We start from the raw sequence: 2,991 nt of genomic DNA, 5'->3' as shown, positions 1-2,991 counted from the left end.
CACCACCCGCCCCCCGAACCGCCTCCTGAGCGAGTGTGTTCAGGATGCGCAGCGCCGGCTTCTTGGCCGAAGGAGCGCCGTATTCGAGGAGCGTCTCAGCGGCCGTGATCCGCTCCTCCGCGGGGAAAGCCACATCACTCGCCATGACCAGCAGCGTCTCCGCGGCACGAGCCTCTCCACGGGCCAGAATCAGGCGGCTTTGAGCCGCACAGACCCGGTCGAAGGAGTCGGTCTCCTCAACGTCCTCGGCAATCGCGGTGAGTACGGCGTGCGCGCTTCGCCGCCGGCCGGTCGTCCCCCATCTGGCGAGGACCCGGGCCGCACGGATGCGCACCTGCGGGTGCAGGTCCTCGTTGTAGAGGATGCCGGCGGCTCCGGCCACTCCCGATCGCCGCCATTCCGGCCGTGCCCGGCTCGTCAGGATCTCCGTGGACCAGACCGCCGTAAGCGAGTCGCACCACTGAGGGTCCGCCGCGTCTCGAAGGCATCGTCGCAGCATGTGTCCCAGCCGAGTGACCTCCACCGAACCCAGGTCCAGCAATGCCTCGATTGCGCACACCCTGTCGAACGGCTCAGCGTCCAGCCGCTCACCGATCTCGAAAAGTGTCCGGACGCACGCCTGCTGATGCGCCTCGTCACCTGAACGTTCCGCCATCGCGACGGCGGCGCGCACCCGATCGTACGGGGAGACCGACGGATCCCGCATGACAGATGTGAGCTCCCGCGATGCCATCGCCGCTGCCGGCGGCAGGCCACTGTGAAGCAGTACGTATGCCAGATTTCCGCCCCCGCGCAGGGAGCCGGCCAGCCTGTTCACCGCCACCGCCTGCTGTTGCGCGCTTCCCCACCGGAACAGCAGGCGAGCCGCGCGCGACGTACAGGACTCGTCGGCCGCGCACTCGACGATCTCCAACCCGGTCGCGACACCGCGTCCGACGTGTCCGTCACCGTAGAACAGCAACGCGCCGGCGGCGTCGATTCGCACGTCGGCGGGAGCGGTGCTCCCTGCCACGCTCTCCATGAACGCCATCCCTTCCTGGTCGCGTCCGAGGTGGAGCAACGCCGCGTGCGCCAGCACTCGCGTCCGATCGTCCAGCGCGCCGTCCGCCGCAAGCCGGGTCAGAAGTTCCAGCCCCTGAGAAAAGGCCATGCCTTTGATGTCCACGCCGGTACACCTCCCAATGGCAGCGCCATGACAGCGGCGCGAAAGGCCGTCCGCCGATGATATTCACGTTCCGCCCATCCGATTGACGGAGGCCACGATGAATATCAAATCGACATCGATGATCGACCAACCGCTACTCGACCCCGTACAGCTGCGTCTTCTCGGCCATGAGGAGATCCAGCCGGTTCTGGACGTCTTTCATGGGATGTCGCAGAGATCTAGGTTCCTCCGCTTCATGACACCTATGCCACGGCTTCCGGGATCAATACTCAGGGCATTGGTCGACGTCGACCAGGACAAGCATGTGGCCATGGTGGCCATGGTGGATGACCGGACCGTCGGACTGGGTCGCTACATGATGACAGGAAGGAAGCGCGCCGAGGTCGGCCTCGCCGTCATCGATGAATATCAGGCTCGCGGCATCGGCCGGACGCTGCTGGATGGGCTGGTGGCCTATGGGACGATCCGGGGAATGGAAGCGTTCACCTTCAGCACTCACTTCGAGAATCGCGCTGCGTTGAAGCTCATCCGCGCCGCCGGAGCGACCGTCACTTTCGAGGACGGAATGGCGCAGGGGCAGCTGAGCCTGAGCCCGCGGCCACAACCGGCTCCTCACGCCACGAACGGCTAGCGACGGCACTTCGGACCGGTGGAATCGCCACGGGCCGGCTCATGCATGAGTTCTCGAACCCAGGGTGATGAGTTACCGCTGTATTGTCTCATCCTCTCCGCATTGTTAGGCCTGCTCGCCGGGTTCCGGATCCATTCCCTGAACATCCAGTCTCCCGCCTTGCCTCGGCAGAAATTGGAGCGGTCGCTCGTCGACAACGGTCACGCCCTGGTGCGCCACCATGTGTCACCGATTCTGCGCCTCCTGACCCGCGCGACCGGATCATACTTCTTCTTCCCGCCGAAATGCTGTAATAGGCGGCGGCAGGTGTTCCTGCCGCCGCTTCCGTGCTCTCGGAGAAGCTCGAACTATCTAGGCGCGTATTGCGGCCATACGTCCAACCCTACTGCGCGCTTGACTGCTTTGGCGATAGGGACACGCATATTTGACGGCGCTAGTGGATTCCCAAAATTTTTACCATTCACCGAAGCCGAATTCCAGCCGATAGAAATACCTTCCTCTTCGACATGGATACTGAAGCCGACCAAATCGGACTTGTTTGCCCCTCTTTCCACGGCTGTTTCGGCAAGAATTTCATGCCCGCGAGTCCTGGGGAGCGTTCCCGGCTCTTGGTCATCGTTCGGCCGACTTCTCATTGCGATGATGCTTTTCGTATTCGGATCGTAGATTCCCGTATATACAGTGCCTGGCTCTTCGTCCTTTAGATAGTGCAGCTCATCATTTTCCAGGACGCGGTTTCGACGGTTGCCCCTTGGCGTGGGACTTCCCTGGGTGGACGCGTATTGGGTGACGACGCCGTTGTTGGGGGTGTGGACGCCTGGTTTGGGCTGGCGGATGCCGCTGCCGCCGAGTGGTTTGATGCCTGAACCGCCGCCGCGGCCCCTGGTTCCCATACATGCCATGGGGGGACACTCCGCGTTGTTCCAGATGTTGAACCATTTCATCCAGGCTGGAACTTCGTAGGGGCCGAGTTCGGGATCGTCATATGTCGTGGGTTTCGTTGCCAGGTAAAGCGCGGTTTGGAAGCCGCCCCATGCCCAGCTGCCGGCGCTGCTGACGGCGTTGGAGGCGTGGAACCAGGCCTGGGCCGCCATTCCAGGGGCTTCGCCTTCGATGTAGATGGTTTCGCCGGGTTGGGTGGGGATGTCGTCGAGGCCGTTGGGGTCGATGCGGTTGATGGGGTCGTTGCCGGTGA

3 protein-coding genes are annotated in these 2,991 nt (G+C 63.4%); 1 reads left to right on the top strand and 2 read right to left on the bottom strand.

Features of this window, described 5'->3' with window-relative positions; all coding sequences use genetic code 11:
- The coding region (locus ACTOQ1_RS42710; RefSeq protein ID WP_440074301.1) for a hypothetical protein at positions 1-1,165 on the bottom strand (1,165 nt) is incomplete at its 3' end.
- 97 nt (positions 1,166-1,262) lie between these two features.
- On the opposite strand from ACTOQ1_RS42710, the gene ACTOQ1_RS42705 reads away from it, so the two are divergent.
- A complete protein-coding gene (locus ACTOQ1_RS42705; RefSeq protein WP_440074299.1) occupies positions 1,263-1,796 on the top strand; it encodes an N-acetyltransferase family protein in 534 nt (177 codons plus the stop codon).
- 347 nt (positions 1,797-2,143) lie between these two features.
- Here the strand turns inward: ACTOQ1_RS42705 and ACTOQ1_RS42700 are convergent.
- The coding region (locus ACTOQ1_RS42700; protein ID WP_440074297.1) for a hypothetical protein at positions 2,144-2,991 on the bottom strand (848 nt) is incomplete at its 5' end.

Source organism: Streptosporangium sp. OZ121, assembly GCF_051918885.1.
In the GTDB taxonomy this organism is placed as follows: domain Bacteria; phylum Actinomycetota; class Actinomycetes; order Streptosporangiales; family Streptosporangiaceae; genus Streptosporangium.
The sequence above is the reverse complement of the archived record's forward strand: the minus strand, read 5'-3'. Positions and strand labels throughout refer to the sequence as shown.

Bases quoted from the DNA above. Each gene is read 5' to 3' on its own strand.
- ACTOQ1_RS42705 (WP_440074299.1), top strand. From the start codon at position 1,263: ATGAATATCAAATCGACATCGATGATCGACCAACCGCTACTCGACCCC.